The 14,650-nt window shown below is 44.6% G+C and carries 14 protein-coding genes; 6 read left to right on the forward strand and 8 right to left on the reverse strand.

What is annotated here, in order from left to right; genetic code table 11:
• Window positions 1–56: 56 nt before the first annotated feature.
• Window positions 57–704 (reverse strand): glutathione S-transferase family protein, encoded by a 648-nt coding sequence (locus GXP65_RS11800; protein WP_162092888.1) that lies wholly within the window; start codon window positions 702–704, stop codon window positions 57–59.
• Between the two features lie 118 nt (window positions 705–822).
• On the opposite strand from GXP65_RS11800, the gene GXP65_RS11805 reads away from it, so the two are divergent.
• Window positions 823–1,653: a LysR family transcriptional regulator gene (locus tag GXP65_RS11805; RefSeq protein ID WP_061008461.1), complete on the forward strand. Its 831-nt coding sequence runs from the start codon at window positions 823–825 to the stop codon at window positions 1,651–1,653.
• Between the two features lie 9 nt (window positions 1,654–1,662).
• Here GXP65_RS11805 and GXP65_RS11810 read toward each other — a convergent pair whose 3' ends face one another.
• The 5 genes from GXP65_RS11810 to artP all read right to left on the reverse strand — a co-directional run bounded on the left by GXP65_RS11810 (window position 1,663) and on the right by artP (window position 5,276).
• Window positions 1,663–2,235, reverse strand: coding sequence for a protocatechuate 3,4-dioxygenase (locus GXP65_RS11810; RefSeq protein ID WP_162092889.1), 573 nt, complete (start codon window positions 2,233–2,235; stop codon window positions 1,663–1,665).
• Window positions 2,236–2,371: 136 nt separating this feature from the next.
• Window positions 2,372–3,040 (reverse strand): arginine ABC transporter permease ArtM, encoded by a 669-nt coding sequence (gene artM / locus GXP65_RS11815; protein ID WP_005388569.1) that lies wholly within the window; start codon window positions 3,038–3,040, stop codon window positions 2,372–2,374.
• Window positions 3,037–3,726: an arginine ABC transporter permease ArtQ gene (gene artQ / locus GXP65_RS11820; protein WP_005388570.1), complete on the reverse strand. Its 690-nt coding sequence runs from the start codon at window positions 3,724–3,726 to the stop codon at window positions 3,037–3,039. The genes artM and artQ overlap by 4 nt, the downstream gene beginning before the upstream one ends.
• A 1-nt stretch (window position 3,727) precedes the next feature.
• Complete coding sequence (locus GXP65_RS11825; RefSeq protein WP_005443853.1) at window positions 3,728–4,459, reverse strand: arginine ABC transporter substrate-binding protein; 732 nt, start codon at window positions 4,457–4,459, stop codon at window positions 3,728–3,730.
• Window positions 4,460–4,547: 88 nt separating this feature from the next.
• On the reverse strand, window positions 4,548–5,276 hold the full coding sequence (gene artP / locus GXP65_RS11830; protein ID WP_086371358.1) for an arginine ABC transporter ATP-binding protein ArtP: 729 nt from the start codon (window positions 5,274–5,276) through the stop codon (window positions 4,548–4,550).
• A gap of 534 nt (window positions 5,277–5,810) precedes the next feature.
• Here artP and GXP65_RS11835 point away from each other — a divergent pair.
• The 5 genes from GXP65_RS11835 (at window position 5,811) to GXP65_RS11855 (ending at window position 10,542) form a co-directional block, all read left to right on the forward strand.
• Window positions 5,811–8,042 (forward strand): hypothetical protein, encoded by a 2,232-nt coding sequence (locus tag GXP65_RS11835; protein ID WP_162092890.1) that lies wholly within the window; start codon window positions 5,811–5,813, stop codon window positions 8,040–8,042.
• 243 nt (window positions 8,043–8,285) lie between these two features.
• Complete coding sequence (locus tag GXP65_RS11840; protein WP_077201821.1) at window positions 8,286–8,552, forward strand: hypothetical protein; 267 nt, start codon at window positions 8,286–8,288, stop codon at window positions 8,550–8,552.
• Window positions 8,527–9,354 (forward strand): hypothetical protein, encoded by an 828-nt coding sequence (locus tag GXP65_RS11845; protein WP_162092891.1) that lies wholly within the window; start codon window positions 8,527–8,529, stop codon window positions 9,352–9,354. The genes GXP65_RS11840 and GXP65_RS11845 overlap by 26 nt, the downstream gene beginning before the upstream one ends.
• Entirely contained in the window at window positions 9,345–9,821 is a 477-nt protein-coding gene (locus GXP65_RS11850) for a hypothetical protein (RefSeq protein WP_045395589.1), read from the forward strand. The genes GXP65_RS11845 and GXP65_RS11850 overlap by 10 nt, the downstream gene beginning before the upstream one ends.
• Window positions 9,822–9,930: 109 nt before the next feature.
• The gene (locus GXP65_RS11855) at window positions 9,931–10,542 is read left to right on the forward strand and encodes a pyridoxamine 5'-phosphate oxidase family protein (RefSeq protein WP_162092892.1); all 612 of its coding nucleotides are present in this window, start codon (window positions 9,931–9,933) and stop codon (window positions 10,540–10,542) included.
• 133 nt (window positions 10,543–10,675) lie between these two features.
• Here the strand turns inward: GXP65_RS11855 and GXP65_RS11860 are convergent, their stop codons facing one another.
• Together GXP65_RS11860 and GXP65_RS11865 are read right to left on the reverse strand one after the other, a co-directional pair.
• The gene (locus GXP65_RS11860; RefSeq protein WP_162092893.1) at window positions 10,676–12,670 is read right to left on the reverse strand and encodes a hypothetical protein; all 1,995 of its coding nucleotides are present in this window, start codon (window positions 12,668–12,670) and stop codon (window positions 10,676–10,678) included.
• 403 nt (window positions 12,671–13,073) lie between these two features.
• On the reverse strand, window positions 13,074–14,588 hold the full coding sequence (locus GXP65_RS11865) for a M28 family metallopeptidase (RefSeq protein ID WP_162092894.1): 1,515 nt from the start codon (window positions 14,586–14,588) through the stop codon (window positions 13,074–13,076).
• Window positions 14,589–14,650 lie beyond the last annotated feature (62 nt).

The raw sequence follows: 14,650 nt of genomic DNA on the forward strand, positions 1-14,650 counted from the left end.
CGAAACAATGTGGCTTCAATGCCCATATCGACCAACTACTTCTCACACACGATTTTTTAGACCTCTACCCCTGCTTCATCTTCTTCTACGATATCCGTTTCTTGGTTCGCCTCTTCCAACCATTGCTGTAAAGATTCACTTGCTAGTACCTTCTGTTGGTAGGCTTTGGCACCTTCCGATAACTCGATACCGTAAGTTTGGAAACGTAATGCCACCGGAGCATACATGGCATCTACAATCGACCACTCTCCAAATAGCCAACCGTTTGGATGCAGCTCTGATTGCTCTGCCCAAATGGCATCAATACGAGCAATATCTTTACGTACACCCTCCGTTAAATCGACTTTTCTGCGGGCGCGGATGTTCATTGGGAGTTCGTTTCTTAAATCAAAGAAACCCGAGTGCATTTCAGCGGCGATAGCGCGGGCTTTAGCTCGTTCTGCGGAGTTGCTTGGCCATGCTTGGCCTTGTAAGTATTGCTCGTTAACGTATTCCAAAATCGCTAATGAATCCCACACGGTTGCATCGCCATCCACCAAGGTCGGTACTTTCGCCGTTGGTGTAATACCTTCCAAGGTCTTGTAAAAATCTTCCGTGAACAACTTCAGCTTGGTGACTTCCACATTCAATTTGAATTGAGAAAAGATCAGCCATGCACGCAGTGACCAGCTTGAGTAGTTTTGGTTAGCAATAAACAGTTTCATGACGCCTCCATGCGGTTCGTGTTTTGAGTACCCATTCACAATATCTGATTGTGTTTAAGGGGACTAACGGATAGTTTTGATGGAACACTTCAACAAAAACGATGGATGAGTTTTAGATATGGATATCGATGCGTTACGCAGCTTTCTTGCTTTTGTAGAAACGGGAAGTTTCACTCGTGCAGCCAAGCAGATCAATCGCACCCAATCAGCGTTTAGTGCACAAATGCGTAAGCTGGAAGACGAACTCAGCGTCAGTTTGTTTGAAAAAGAAGGTCGTAACCTTGTCTTAAGTGAAGCGGGACTGGCACTTCGCTCTCATGCAGAGCAACTAGTCAGCTTGCACAATCAAGCGCTGAAACAAGTTAAACGTTATGAAAACAAGCGCCCTCTTCGCTTAGGTTGCCCTGAGGATTACAATGACAATATCTTGCCTAAAGTCATCCGCGTATTACAGCAATCTGAGCCCACATGTTCGATTCAAGTCTTTAGTGAGCCGAGCATCACCTTGAGAGAAAAACTTGATGAAGGAAAGCTAGACGCCGCTATTGTGACAAGAGCACCGGACAGTGAGGAAGGTTACTGGCTAGCAAGCGACAAAGGCGTGTGGATTGCTCATCCTGATTTTGACATCGAGCAAGCCCAACCTCTCCCTCTCGCCCTATTCCAAACCGACTGCAAATACCATGCGGCAGCGGTAGACGGATTAACCAAACGTGGTACTCCTTATCAACTACTGGCATGTTGCAATACGGCCTCTGCACAACGAGCGATTGTACGTTCAGGCATGGCTATCGGTGCGATGGGCAGTATTAGCGTTAGCGAGGATCTTAAGATCTTAGACGATATGCCATCGCTGCCTTCCGTGGATATCGTTTTGGTCACGGGCGTCGAGCCTCATCCGATACTGGATAAAGAATGCTTGGCGCAATTGGTTGAGTTAATGGCTTAACCGGATTCGCTAACCAATCACAAAGTTAAATTCGCCCGTTAAGCGACCGTCGATTCGTATAGTCTCAAACTGTAGATAATCACGGGCTTTGCCACCCCACCATTCATCACCAGTATTGCCTTTTAAGTATAATTGAGTGGTCAGAAGCTCTTGGTTCCCCCTCCACAACTTAACGTGAATGTGCGGCGGACGAGAAGCATAAGGCACAGGATACAAAGTCTGTAAAAAGTAACGACCATCCGATTGAGTTTCTGCCGCGCCAAAGCCTGCAAAGTGGGCATCAAACTTATCATTATTTGGCTGGTTAGGATGATCGTAAATCCCCTGCCCATCACATTGCCAGATTTCTACTTTGATGCCTGAAACAGGCTTTCCTGTTGTATCCACGACTTTGCCTTGCAACACAATAGGTTCACCGACCAAGCCTTCTGATTGCAGAATCAAGTTTTGACGAAGAGGAATGTCCACTACTGGATAAAATGGCCCTTCTGTTTGTGCTGGCGTCGGCCGCATTGGTGTTTTCGCTTTTAAAGAGGGGGCGAACAACAATGTCCACAGCGCTAAAAAGTGTCTTCTTTCCATAGTGCCACCAATACAATTACGTTGAATTAAGTTTGGGGGAACTTGAGGAATTTGCCATGACGAATATAAAAAATGCCCCTGCAAGAGAGTCATTTGCAGAGGCACTGTGGAACTAAATTGAGTGTTGATTGAAGGTTTATGCGGCTTCGAACGCCAATGCTTTCTTCTCTACCTGACGGAAAATGAGAGTTAGCACACCATTTACCGTTAAATAAAATGCACCTGCAATACCAAATACCGTCAACGTATCGTAGGTTTGTGCATTAATGCGCTGCGCGTAACCCATCAGATCCATGATCGTAATCGTGCTTGCTAGTGACGTGCCTTTGAAAACCAGAATCACTTCGTTCGAGTAAGCCGGAACAGCGCGACGAATGGCGTATGGCAGCAGCACTTTCAGTGTTGCGGTTTTGTTCATGCCTAATGCACGACACGCTTGCCATTGACCGGAAGGAATCGCGTTAAACGCTCCTTTGAACAGCTGAGTACTGTACGCCGCGGTATTCAACGCTAACGCCAACATCGCACAGAACCAAGGTTGGCTTAACCATGTCCAGAATACACTTTCTCTTACGGCATCAAACTGACCCGGACCGTAGTACACCAAGAAGATCTGCACCAACAAAGGTGTACCAGTGAACAAGGTGATGATGCCACGACTTACCCAATGCAAACCCGGAGTACGTAGGATCAGAGTCAGCGTCATCATCAAAGCTAAGAGACAGCCCACAACCAAAGAAGCGGCGGTCAATTGGAGGCTAGTGCCTAAGCCATCCAGCATTTGCCAAACGTGTTGTTCGTTCATGCGGTCGCCTCCTGTCCCATGCTCATGCCTTGAATTGAGAACTTCTTATCAATCAGTTTGACGGCACGTTGTGTAATCAAAGTAATGCCTAGGTAAATCGCCGCAGCGGTTGCGTACCATGTAAACGCTTCATGCGTCGCTGCAGATGTTAGCTGCGCTTGTTTCAACAAATCCGTCACGCCGATCAGTGATACAAGTGCGGTGTCTTTCAGCAAAACCAACCATTGGTTAGTTAAACCTGGCAGTGCGTGTCTTACTGCTTGTGGCAAAACAATGCGAACAAAAGCGTGTGCTTGACTGATGCCGAGTGCACTTGCTGCTTCTCTCTGCCCTCTTCCAACGGCTTTTAATGCGCCACGTAGAGTTTGAGAAGCATAAGAAGCGAAGATCAATGACAACGCCACCACGCCAGACAAGAACGGGCTAACTTCAATAAAGTCGCCGGTGATTAAAAACAGAACCTGAGTCGAACCAAAATAGATGAACAACACGACAAGGATTTCTGGCAAGCCACGTACAATCGTCACAAACGCCGTCATTGGCCATTTAACGAAAACGCGGCGAGACATTTCACCACTGGCGAATACCACTGCCAGAATCAAACCGACTAAAAGGCTTGTGAATGCTAGCTGGACAGTCATCCAACTAGCTTGAACAAGCGATAAAGAGTAACCCGTTAGTGCCATATTACTTACCGAAGTACTTGTTGTAGATTACGTCGTATTCGCCGTTCGCTTTCACTGTTTTCAGTGCCGTGTTCAGCTTGTTCACGAGCTCGTCGTTACCTTTGTTTACTGCGATACCGAAACCGTTACCGAAGTATTTAGGGTTAGTAACGTGCTCGCCCACGTACGCTAGGTTATCTTCTTTCTTGAACCATTCTGCTACGACTGCTGTGTCACCGAATACAGAATCAATACGGCCATTCTTCATATCGATGAATGCGTCTTGGTAGCTTGAGTAAGGAACCGCTGTTACGCCCGGCATTTGCTCAATCAGGTAACTTTGGTGTGTTGAACCGTTTTGAACACCAACACGCTTACCTTCTAGTGCTTTTTGATCAGCCACTTTTTCTTTGATAGAAACAAACGCTGCTGAGTTGTCGTAGTAAGGGTCAGAAAAGTTCACTTGCTCCAAACGCGCATCCGTAATATCCATTGCAGAAATAGCCGCATCGTAACGCTTGAATTTTAATGCAGGGATCAGGCTGTCAAAAGATTGGTTGTGGAAGGTACATTTTGCTTCCATTTCTTTACATAGTGCGTTCGCCAGATCCACATCAAAACCTTGGATTTGGTTGTTTTCATCCATGTATTCGAACGGTGCGTAAGTTGCTTCCATCGCGAATTTGATCTCTTCTTGTGCTGCTGCATTTGCTGAGACAAGACCGATTAGTGAAGCTAGTAAAATCTTTTTCATTGCAATACTCCGTGTGTACTTAGTGGGCTGACACTCGCAATGACAGCCGAGCTTATCTGTTAAATAGACTGAACTTTAAAAACGTAATTTAGTGATTTAGGTAATCAGCAAACTGAGTGGTTTGCGGATTAACAAATGCGTCGTGCGTGCCGTGTTCTACGATGTGTCCTTGTTCTAGGTATAGAACATGGCTAGCGATTTTCTTGGCGAAATCCACCTCGTGGGTCACAACGACTTGTGTAATTCCGGTTTCGCTTAAATCATTAATGATTTTGACCACTTGGTTCGTAATTTCAGGGTCAAGCGCCGCGGTAGGCTCATCAAAAAGCAAGACTTCTGGTTTCATCATCAGGGCACGGGCAATCGCCACACGTTGTTGCTGACCGCCAGAAAGTTGCATCGGCCATGCATCCGCTTTGTCTGCCAAATGCAGCGTTGCGAGAATTTGCATTGCCTGCTTCTTCGCTTCTTCTTTATCCATGCCAGAGACTTTTACTGGAGCCTCAATCAGGTTCTCCATCACTGTCATGTGTGGCCATAGGTTGTACTGTTGGAACACCATGCCCACTTTACGACGAAGCGCTAAACCTTGCTTCTCTTTGATTTCAGTTGAAAAGTCGAATGCGTCATCAGCGATGTTTAACTGGCCGTTATCCGCCCCTTCAAGAAGGTTAAGAACACGTAGCAGAGAGCTCTTCCCTGCACCACTTGGACCGAGTAACACCAGCGTTTCACCGCTTTCACAATTAAAACTGACATCGTGTAGAACTTGGGTATCGCCGTAAGACTTATTGATACTTTTAACTTGAATACTCATGCTGCCATACTGCATTAATTGTCACCTGAGACTTATACTAGCAAGAAAGAGATTTTATGCAATAAAAATGTATAAAAATTTAGATTGTTAATTTTTTGTATAAGAAACAACCAGCCAAGCAGAGTATCTGACTGGTGCAATGAGTAGAGTTTTAACCGTATTTGTTGATCAAAAAAGCCAGCGGTTAAGCTGGCTTATTCAGTCCAATAGAAACTCTATTTAGTGTAACCCACCAACGCTGATTGGGAGTGTTGTCTGGAAAGGGAGTAAGTGATTTTCATCATCGCACTTTCTCTCTCATTTTGAGAAAAAATCTCGCGTAGTATTTCCTCGATTATGCAAGGTTCAACCTTGAGACAAACAGGATTCATTTTGTAAAAATCTGATTTGCTTAGCGTATTAATCTTATAAAGAATTTATCAAAAAAGAGATGTTCTAGTACTTTCTTGAATTGGTCTGACCGATCGCCAATACTTTCTTCTAATTTGACTCGCAATTTGAGTAATCGAAGTTTTTGATTGGGACAACTCAATAATGAAGCCATATCGTTCTGCGCTGCTTGCGCTGGGTTCTTTGAGCCTGTTGTTTACACCTGTGACATGGTCAACCACAGCAATCGTTTTACCGGGACTGCATGAACAAGGTGTTGATCTACAAGATGCACCGGTTTCTGCAGCGGCAGCGCTTGAGTGGGAACTAGATAATGCCGATGTCGTTTTTGGCGCATATAAAAATAAAAGCGATAACGAACGCGTGAATGCGATTGGTTATATGTACAACCAAAAGCTGGAACTTAACTCAGGTTGGCTGGAAAACGATATACGTAACCAAGCAGAAATAAATAACATCGATTATGAGGACTTTTTTCTTCATTTTTCGGAAGACACTATCCTCGCTGAAGTCGACTCAAGCCATGGCGAGAATACCCTACTCAATCGAAAACCAATGATTGTTGGTTATACGGCTAGTGTTGACCACGCAGGCTTTTGGTTATATCAACAACCACCATGGGACGCTGACGTATTTGGTCAGACGAATAATGGTGGTGCTCTCTATGTTTATCACTCAGAGAAGTTCGACCGCTTAGCATTTACGTTCTCCCAGTTTGCTCAAGGCGGCAGCTTCACGATTGAATACCCTTCTGCCATAGACTCATTTGGTCAGGTATCGGAGTGGAAGCCGTTTGATATTAACAAAGATAAAACGCACGGCATGACCAAAGATCAAACCGTAGACTGGCATGTCCCATCGGATTGGGCTCGAGCCACAACGCACGATGGCAGCGGAAAAACCTATGGCGGCGGTCAGTACTTTGGTTCTACTTTTTTGCGCGATGGTGGTCGACTCTATGTAGCAAGAATTACTTGGCATGACGATAACATTGATAATCGCCCTCACCTCGATAACATCCAGCTTAAAGATAGCTTCCCTGTCGTGAATGTTTCTGGTGCCCCAACGGCGACACCAGAGGGACAGACTATTCAGCGCTGGCGACAAATTCGAGGTTTTGACGAATCGGCAGATCGAAACCAAGATAACTATCTTTCTTGGCGAGAGTTCAAGAGTCGCTCTAACAAGAATGCAACGGCGCGTTTTCGTTGGGAGTCACGAGTTATTCCATTTGGTCGCATGTGGAATCAATCTTCTTCGTGGGCACTGACCAACCTAAGCCACCCTGCCTTTGCAAGTGTAATGAATGACTATTACCAAGCGAAATGGGCAACACAAGGCTTAAACGGTGCATACAACGACGATACTAATAAGTTACTTGGAGCAAATCAGTTCTACGTTTATTCCGGTGGTACGGTGGATGAACTTGGTTTGGTGGCAGGCAGCCAAGCTGCTGACGATGCTTACAAAGCGCAATTCTCGGCGTTCTTAAACAAACTGGCAACGCTGGATGCGGATGCGTTAATTGGTCTCAACATAGGCACAGCGAACTTATTCGGTCGTAATGGACAAAACCACTTGGTTGACGCTGGATCTCTGTACTTACGTGAGCACTACCTTTTCCCATCTACTGGCTTTAGTGGCTATGCTGGCTTAGCGAAGTTTTGGGACAATTCTGCACTCGCCAAAGCGGGCCAAAAGGTAATTTACCAAGCGACGACACGTTATGGACGCGTTCAGTACTTTGGTAACACAGAAGACAATTGGAAAAAGGACCAATACTCTGCACTGGCGGCATTCTATTTAAACCACCATCCAGAGCGTAGCTTTTTTAATCAATGGAACAGTAGCTACTTATATGGCAGTAACAACACTACCGCCGACAACTTCTGGAAAGCTGGCGTACCAAAAAACATCGCTTATCAACCCAGTGCTTTACTCGCCGTCGACTTGGGCGAACCTGCCAATCTAATGCCTGTAGGTTCTGAAGCGGTACCACTTATGATGTCTACTAGCACACCGACAAAGTCCGATTATACAATCATTGGCGATTCCACCATGAATGAAGTCGTGCACGCTGATTTACCCGGAGACATTACTTATCTTTATCCCACCTATACATACTTTGCCTATCGTTCAAGCACAGATGTCGTCGCTCAAGGTCCATCAGAAATGGTGTTAGCACGTGAGTTCACCAACGGGCGTGTGCTATATCGCACCGACTTCTTCGGCAAAAGCGCAGACTATTTCTCCGCGCCCAAAATTACCATCACATTAGACAAACCGATGAAGCCAGTAGATAAGGAAGGCAACATTGGTGAATACGTGTCGCACATTGAAATCGGCGGTTATGAGGGGGTGTTCTTACTTTATTGATCAACATTCGGTGAGCGATTTCTTCCATCGCGTAATTTTTTCAACTGAAACTTTCTTTCAGTCTTGGCTTCCTTACCACAAAAACCAACAGTTTCACTTTTGAGACTGCAAGTATCCGGATTCAGGAATATTCATTGCAGTGAATATTTTGAACGCTCTTTTGGCTCGTGTTTCTCTCATATTGAGAAAATATTAGGCAATTTGAGAAGAGATGTGCAACTAAGTAACTGATAAGGAAAAAGTATGAAAACCATTTCAAAATTAGCACTCATCTTAGGTGCTCTGTCTTTCACTTCATATAGTTATGCGGTACCAGGTGCAGTTTGTAGTAATGGTAATCATGTTGGCAATCCGCATTGTACAGGTAGCTCGATATCCTCCTCTAGCGCACCAATGCCCAACCTGTCAGCTAACTGGTCAGGAGCAGGAATTCTGCTTAGCGCAACATTACTTGGCCTTTATATAAGAAGAAGAGACCTACACAATGCTTCAGAGAAAGAGCTCAAGTAACGTAGCAAGTGACTCGGAGAGAAGGAGTGTTTTTAACGAAACCTCCTTTATCTTATTGGTTTTAGCCACCATCGCGAATGGGCTCGCAAGCGATTTTGTCGTTTGGTCCAAAGACGCAGGCAATTTCCCTTTATCGCCATTAGTTGTGTTTACTCTGTTTGTCTTCGTCTATTTACACCAGAAAAATCAGAACCATACCGCAGCACTTGGCATTCCAATGGCAGTCTTGGCACTGTTTATGATGATCCCGAGTTCACTGGCATCATGGATAGGGCTGCTGCTCGCGAGTCTTCTTTACCGAATTCAAACCGACAGGTTCCACCAATCTCTCACTCTCTTGATTATGCTAGCGCTAACCTTCATCTGGCAAAACAGCATATTTAAGGTAGCCAGTGGTTTTATTCTCCATGCAGAAACTTGGCTCATCGGGGCATTCTTAGCGCCCTTTTACCCAGAAATGACGGTTTATACCAATCATCTCCTCTTTCACAATGGACATGACCTTTCCATCAACGTCGGTTGCTCTGTATTTTCCAACTGCTCTTTCGTCTTACTTGGCTGGGTATCAATGTATTTTCTGCTTGGGAATCGTTCACTGCCCATTAAGTGGCTGGCCATTTTATTCATCCTCTTAGCACTGACCAACGTTGTAAGAATTGGCGTAATGGCTATTGATTACCCAACCTACGTTTTCGTACACGAAGGCTTGGGTGCTGATATTTACAACACAATTCTTATTTTACTCTCAGTGACGCCACTTCTTTTCTCATTTTGCAAAAAGGAGAAAAAAGCATGCGATTAACAGCGCTCTCATTCGCGATGATCTTGGCGCTGGCTTTGATCAGCCTTTCTCTAAAAGTGGTGAGATATACTCAGGAAATGTCGACACTAGAACATGTCGCGCTAGAGCAACAGTTTATCGAAAGCGTGGCGCGGAGTGAGTGGCGTATCAAAAACAAAACACCAATGAACACCAACGAGAGTAGTTATATCTATATACTTCAAAACGAGTCTTGCTCTAATCCCGTCATGGTGAGTATTTTAGGTAGAGACGCAAGTGACAAATACCTACTTGCTCAATACCTTCAACAAGATGATATTGTTTTTCTCCTCAATGGTAAGGAAGTAAAACACCTATCGACGCCAAAGCTTTACATCATGAGCGTGCAAAGCAATATTGAGCGCCTCTATGATGAGAGCAAACCTCTTCCGCTCGCACTCTCTGTCTACAACGAAACCGATTCAGCTCAGTGCAACTTCGTACTTTGAGCGACACAGCGGGACTCCAACAGCACCAAATACCAACTCGGTTGCTTATGCTGTTTTGACAAGGCATTATAAAGACGACAATTTATAAAATAAAAATGGAGACGCTCAAGTGAGTGAAATAACGTCATTGGAAGCACTAGAAACCCTGTATGGTCAGCCAAGCCAACGAGCGAAAAACAAAGTAATGTTCGAGCTAGATGAATATGCCCAGACATTAATCAATCACAGTCATTTTGTCCTCTTTACAACCAGCGATGAACAGGGTTTTACTGATATATCCCCCCGTGGTGGACAGCCAGGATTTATTAAAATTTTAGATAATAAAACCCTGCTAATGCCCGACAGCTCTGGTAATAATCGACTGGACAGCTTTAAAAACATTCTTGCAAATCCAAAGGTCGGACTTTTATTTATGGTGAGCGGGATTGATGAGGTCGTGAGACTAAAGGGCGTTGCCAGTTTACACACAGATGAAACGTTAAAGTCAATGTGCCCTGATGGGAACAAAGCGCCTAAAATCGTCATCAAAATTCAAGTAGAAAGCTTGTACTTCCATTGCGCTAAAGCCATCATGCGTGCAAAGCTTTGGAGCGATGCGTACCGCGTCGATAGAAAAATCCTCCCTTCTCTTGCTCAAATCATGAAAGCACAGCAGAACAACCCAGATTTAGTGGCGGCCACTCAAGAAGAGATGGTCGAATATTACAAGTCAACGCTTTAACGAGTGCTTGTTTAAAAATGCCGCATCATGGCTTGATGCGGCATTTATCGTTGTATCAGAGTGTATTTAATCGAAAGCAATACCCAGCAAGCATTACTTCGCTCTGATGCGAGATACAAACATGGTGAGTACTTTACTCTGGTTTCGATACAACTCGCATGTTGTCCAGATAGTAATCGGGGATAGCACGGGGATAGAATTTATCGTCTAAGCAATCAAAATAGAACGCGTTTTTGTCTGATGATTCCGGGGCCAAACCACATACTTTTAGAGCACGTGTTTTGTTAATAAACTCTGGTTTTTGGTTATCAAAGATCTCCTCAACAAAATAGAATTTGTTGCCCTTAACCACACCGCCGTTGGCACGTTCAAACATGCTTTCCGTCAATGCAAAATTTGCGACTTCGTTGTCGTTCATATTGCTGTATATCTTCAATGTGTAGTGACTAACATCAGCATCAAATAGCTGATCTTTTGTCAGCACTAATTCTTGCTTGGCAAACATAATGTTTCGATACACGATTGCTCCACTGTTATGAGTGAGGATCACTCGGTACCCGCTCACATCCTGTCCAGCGAATTGCAAATCGGTATTAAGAATGGCTTGCGTATTATTGAAGAGCATCTGCCAAGGGTTAATCGCACCCGAAATATATTTATAAAGCACCATTAGAGGTGTTGTACCGCCGGTATTATCTTCTAACGTTGCTGTGCCTTTTGGTTGATCGAGCAATGAACCCACGGTAATCGGGAAAGCACGGTAGCCAAAATTAGGCACATAAACGCACTTTTCTTCCAAAGTAATGCCATTGGTGAACCCACTCCCGGCAATCTCATCGCTGTTACACAAGTAACGCTCCGACTCTCCAATAATGACTTTTGGTAAGTGTTTAATCACCGCGTTCACCGAGCTTGCCAGGTTGAACGTTTTCCCGATATGGGCGAGCTTAAAGTTGGTCGTCACCGCACTATTCATCGCCTGAGACGCCTGGTTAACGAAAGTCGCGCCAGTCGGGCCCGTTGTGATTTTAACAAGGGAGTTAAACAAGCGACGAATGTTCGGAACCATCGCTTTTTTCCAAATATCAGAGCTTAAGTTAACGCGCGACACACCTTTCTTCATGACTTCCCAAGAAGCTTGCTCAATATTGGCAGGTTTTGCATCAGCGCTTACTTGGTCTTTTGATACAAATAAGTAGGCCTCGTTTTGTTGGATATATGAGCGAAGGTTCGAAAGGAACTGGACAACAGAAAGAGTCTTATCTCCAGATTCAAAATACTCGACCGGGTAAAGTATCTCTGAATTTCCTGCTGGTAGCCCTTCCAATCCAAATAACATTACCTCTGCGAGGCTAATCTCTGCATAAGATGTATATGAATTGCTCACCGTTTTCACGATAGGTGTTGTCGTACATTCAGCGCATCTCACCAAGTCTCGGATAACATCCGTAAGAAGTTTGTCTAATTCTCTTTCTGCAGTTGTCATTGATAGCTTTTCCGCAAGGTAGAGTTCTGAGAAGAGTAATTCTTGGTAATGAATCTTCTCCGCCTTTGTTGGTTTAGGCGCTAAGAACTCAATTGGCTCCATTTCGGTTTCACGAAAGCGCCTTGTTTCGTCCTTGTACTGCACTAACAATTGCTTCTTAGCGCCAACAAAGTCTAGACCTGTTTTCCCACCGTTTTCCTTAAGCTCCTGCTGAATGATCTGATTTAACTGAGGTTTAAAACGTGTGTCCATGATTGCTTGAGTATCTGCGACGATTGGACTGAAATAGCCTTGATCGCCATGATGTACGTCAGCAAGAATGAAACCCATGTCATCGAGCATTTGGAGTTTAATATTAAGATATTGCTTTTTGACTGGCTCTTGTTCCGCAGACCAATCGGATACAACCGTCTTGCGCTTGTCATAGAGATAGCTGCTACAAGCCTCTTCATCAAGTCGGTAGTTTAGACAGTGTTTGGACATCACAAGCTGAAACAGGTACAGCGAATCGTGATATGTCGGGTCGACTTGATCATAATAAACCGTCTGGACGACCGATGAATGGTTAACCTCTTGAGCAAAAGAAACGTGAGATGAAAGCGCGCTTAACAGCATAAGCGGCAGAAACTTAGATATTTTCATGTATTTTTATTACCACTGCGATTTGATGTAATCGCTATTTATATTAATAACAACAGTCGCTGTTTTAAGTGAATCATGGTAATCAAATCGTTAGTTACTTACTGATAATACTAAAAATAAAAAAAGACCCCGCAATATTTATAAACACGCCCGCAATTAACAAAATAATAAATAAAAAGACAAAAGTTTAAAGCCCCAGTATTTATATGGATTTCACCTTTGTTTGTTAGAGGTCTTGCGGTGGAAAGAGAAGAGAAGAGAAGAGTAACAAGGCTGATGTCAGGAGGAGAATGAAGTTGAGGAGCATCAAAGGCTTTATCTCAGCAATAAAAATGCCGCTCACTATGGCATGAGCGGCAATTTAATCGAGGTCTAACCTAATAGAATTTAAACTTTCTAACCATCACTTTGCGGTTTTTTCAAAACTCGCAACAATACTCGTCTGGTCAAAATTACGGTAACCGCGAATCATGATGTTGAACATACCCGCAGGTTTGTTAAGAACACACTGCTCATTGCTACCATTTTGGAATGGGCGGCAGTCGAAATTCGTTACGGATACAGAGTCGTTGTACTTAACGAACAAGTCAGCATCACCACTTCTCGGGCCTGACATGGTGATCGTCACCTGCCCTGCTTCTTGTGTTTCAAAGGTAAAGAATTGCTCTTCGCCATACCCTGCCTGCAAATTGTCAACGGGTTCACCATCTTGTAATGGCGTCACACCCGATACGCTATCCATGCTCGACTCCACCAAATAAGCCACTGCAAGTTTCGCGAAATTGCTAGCATGAGTTGCCGTTGGATCCGCGTTTTCTAAAGTATCAAATTGGGTATGAATATTCGGGTTGTAGTCTTCAAACATACTCTCGAAAGGCATTGCAGCTGGGTAGCCAGCATTATGCCAAGATGCATGGTCAGAACATGCGTAGCCACATCGGTCAAAGGCGTAGGTGATTTCAGGCGCATACTCATCAATCAACTCAGCCAAAAAGGCCGTTAGGTTGCTGTCCGTATAGTCTGTAATGAACGTAATGTCATGAGCAGAGCCATTGTAGTTAGTCATATCGAGCTGCAAGGCTGAAAGAACGTTGGCTCCTCGGCTACTCAGCATTGATACCACGCCTTGGGATCCTCTTAAGCCAACCTCTTCCGCCGCATAGCCATAAAACTTAATCGTACGATCGGGCTGGACTCCACTGGCGATCATCAATCGAAGCGCCTCCGTTACGGTAGCAATACCCGATGCATCATCGTCCGCACCTGGAGAGATGGTGTGCTCTTCTGTCCAAGTCCCTGCCGTCGAGTCTAAATGGCCACCCACAACAATAATTTCTTCTGGGTACTTCGCTCCTAATAAGGTGACTTCAACTGACTTTTGAGGGAACCCAGCATGAGGAATTTGCACCGCAGATGCATAACTCACTCCCTCAATCTCTTTTATCCAGCGCTCTAACAACCAGTTTGAGGCTTCAATACCCGTCGGTGTCGTATAAAAACGGTTGGTGAAAGATGTCATGTCTTCAATCGTTTTCACCAAGTTAGTTGGCTCTACCTGATTGATGAGCGTTTCGACCGTTTCATGATGACTTATCGTGGGCTTGTTAAATGTTTTTATTGTTGTCGGCATCGCTGCCGCTTTCATAGCACTGGCTTTATCTGGGTGCACCATATAGCCACCACAACGATGTTTGTCATGGTGCATGTGACTGGATAACGTCGCTAACTTATCTCGAGGAATCTTAGCAACGATCGCTGGGCGTGCACCGAAAAAGTCAGAATACACCACTGCGCCGTGTTGAATAGCTAAGTGCTGAGCATCTGCGTCTGTTGTGATCCACACCTCTTCCTGCAACGGAGATTCACTCGCAGCAACAGTGCCGCTCAGTAATGCCATCGCTAATAAGCTCTTTTTCATTTGTTGTTTTTCCTTTTCTAGCCGTACATGACGAATTAGGGCTCCTTTGGGAGCCCTTTATA

Source organism: Vibrio sp. LB10LO1, from assembly GCF_010092875.1.
GTDB classification, from domain to species: Bacteria; Pseudomonadota; Gammaproteobacteria; order Enterobacterales; family Vibrionaceae; genus Vibrio; species Vibrio campbellii.

Bases quoted from the DNA above. Each gene is read 5' to 3' on its own strand.
- GXP65_RS11800 (WP_162092888.1), bottom strand. From the start codon at position 704: ATGAAACTGTTTATTGCTAACCAAAACTACTCAAGCTGGTCACTGCGT.
- GXP65_RS11805 (WP_061008461.1), top strand. From the start codon at position 823: ATGGATATCGATGCGTTACGCAGCTTTCTTGCTTTTGTAGAAACGGGA.
- GXP65_RS11810 (WP_162092889.1), bottom strand. From the start codon at position 2,235: ATGGAAAGAAGACACTTTTTAGCGCTGTGGACATTGTTGTTCGCCCCC.
- artM (WP_005388569.1), bottom strand. From the start codon at position 3,040: ATGAACGAACAACACGTTTGGCAAATGCTGGATGGCTTAGGCACTAGC.
- artQ (WP_005388570.1), bottom strand. From the start codon at position 3,726: ATGGCACTAACGGGTTACTCTTTATCGCTTGTTCAAGCTAGTTGGATG.
- GXP65_RS11825 (WP_005443853.1), bottom strand. From the start codon at position 4,459: ATGAAAAAGATTTTACTAGCTTCACTAATCGGTCTTGTCTCAGCAAAT.
- artP (WP_086371358.1), bottom strand. From the start codon at position 5,276: ATGAGTATTCAAGTTAAAAGTATCAATAAGTCTTACGGCGATACCCAA.
- GXP65_RS11835 (WP_162092890.1), top strand. From the start codon at position 5,811: ATGAAGCCATATCGTTCTGCGCTGCTTGCGCTGGGTTCTTTGAGCCTG.
- GXP65_RS11840 (WP_077201821.1), top strand. From the start codon at position 8,286: ATGAAAACCATTTCAAAATTAGCACTCATCTTAGGTGCTCTGTCTTTC.
- GXP65_RS11845 (WP_162092891.1), top strand. From the start codon at position 8,527: ATGCTTCAGAGAAAGAGCTCAAGTAACGTAGCAAGTGACTCGGAGAGA.
- GXP65_RS11850 (WP_045395589.1), top strand. From the start codon at position 9,345: ATGCGATTAACAGCGCTCTCATTCGCGATGATCTTGGCGCTGGCTTTG.
- GXP65_RS11860 (WP_162092893.1), bottom strand. From the start codon at position 12,670: ATGAAAATATCTAAGTTTCTGCCGCTTATGCTGTTAAGCGCGCTTTCA.
- GXP65_RS11865 (WP_162092894.1), bottom strand. From the start codon at position 14,588: ATGAAAAAGAGCTTATTAGCGATGGCATTACTGAGCGGCACTGTTGCT.